At 23.5% G+C, this 1602-nt stretch carries 1 protein-coding gene; it reads left to right on the top strand.

The window, feature by feature from the left end; translation table 11 throughout:
* The first annotated feature begins 753 nt into the window (after positions 1-753).
* Positions 754-1527: a 23S rRNA (adenine(2058)-N(6))-methyltransferase Erm(Q) gene (locus DWX74_RS10870; protein ID WP_007286427.1), complete on the top strand. Its 774-nt coding sequence runs from the start codon at positions 754-756 to the stop codon at positions 1525-1527.
* The last annotated feature ends 75 nt before the right edge of the window (positions 1528-1602 follow it).

Raw genomic sequence — 1602 nt, 5'->3', positions numbered from 1 at the left:
TTTTTTAATTACAAGGATATTATAATACTTCAAATTCTGTGGAAAACCTGTGTATTAAAGTAATGCCAATATATTCGAAAATTTAAAAAATGACAAAAACAAACTAAATTTAATGTAAGAATTGAGTTAGTGTTATAATATAATAAAGGTCGCAATTGTTATATATTGCGAAGCAAAAGGATAGGAGCATAGCTCCTATTTTTTATTTTATCTATAAAGTATATTGTGATTTTGCTAGAAGTGAATCGGAGTGCTTTACAGTAAATATAGTTTATGGTATTATTAAATACATAAAAATATGAAAGGAGTTGTAGTTATGAAAAATTTATATATAATGCTTAATAAATTAAAAAAAATATACATTACTCCTGGGTATATTATAAATTAGATAGCATATGCTTAATATACAAATCCCCTGGAATATCGACTTATATTCTAGGGGATTTTTTATAATGTTATAGCTCTGCGCTATTTAATATTAATAGTTAACATAGAGAGTATAAATAATGAAAAAATTTAAAAATATCTTCGTTTGAAAATAACTACTTAATAAAGATGCAAAAATTATAAACAAATATTTAAAGCTTATTATATGAAAAATAGGAGGAAATAAAATGATTATGAATGGTGGAATAGCGTCAATAAGATTAAGAAGATAGCGCACGAGTTGTGGCTATCGTTAAACAAATTTAATATAATGTCATAACTCCGTGCTATTTAAAGAGTAAAAATAGTGAATTAAGGAGATTATGAATGAAAGCTAAAAGTAATAATTATAGAGGAAAAGTTGATATTAGTGTATCGCAAAATTTTATTACTAGTAAAAATACTATATATAAATTAATAAAAAAAACAAATATATCCAAAAATGATTTTGTTATTGAAATTGGACCAGGAAAAGGTCATATAACAGAAGCTTTATGTGAAAAAAGTTATTGGGTTACAGCTATAGAACTAGATAGAAGTTTATATGGAAATTTAATAAATAAATTTAAAAGTAAAAATAATGTTACTCTTATTAATAAAGATTTTTTAAATTGGAAATTACCTAAAAAAAGAGAATATAAGGTATTTTCTAATATTCCTTTTTATATAACAACAAAGATTATTAAGAAATTATTATTAGAAGAGTTAAATTCACCAACTGATATGTGGCTAGTTATGGAGAAAGGTTCCGCAAAAAGATTTATGGGAATACCTAGAGAGAGTAAATTATCATTACTTTTAAAAACTAAATTTGATATTAAGATAGTGCACTATTTTAATAGAGAAGACTTCCATCCCATGCCTAGTGTAGATTGCGTCTTAGTATATTTTAAAAGAAAATATAAATATGATATATCTAAAGATGAATGGAATGAATATACAAGTTTTATATCTAAGTCTATTAATAACTTAAGAGATGTATTTACAAAAAATCAAATTCATGCAGTAATTAAATACCTAGGTATAAATCTTAATAATATTAGTGAAGTTTCTTATAATGATTGGATACAGTTATTTAGATATAAACAAAAGATAGATTAGTAATAGTAGATTTAAATTAGGAGGTGTTAAAATGATTATGAATGGTGGAATAGCGTCAATAAGATTAAGAGGATA

This window comes from Peptoclostridium sp. AF21-18, from assembly GCF_003478825.1.
Taxonomy (GTDB): Bacteria; Bacillota; Clostridia; order Peptostreptococcales; family Peptostreptococcaceae; genus Peptacetobacter.
This window is presented reverse-complemented; position numbering and strand designations above follow the sequence as displayed.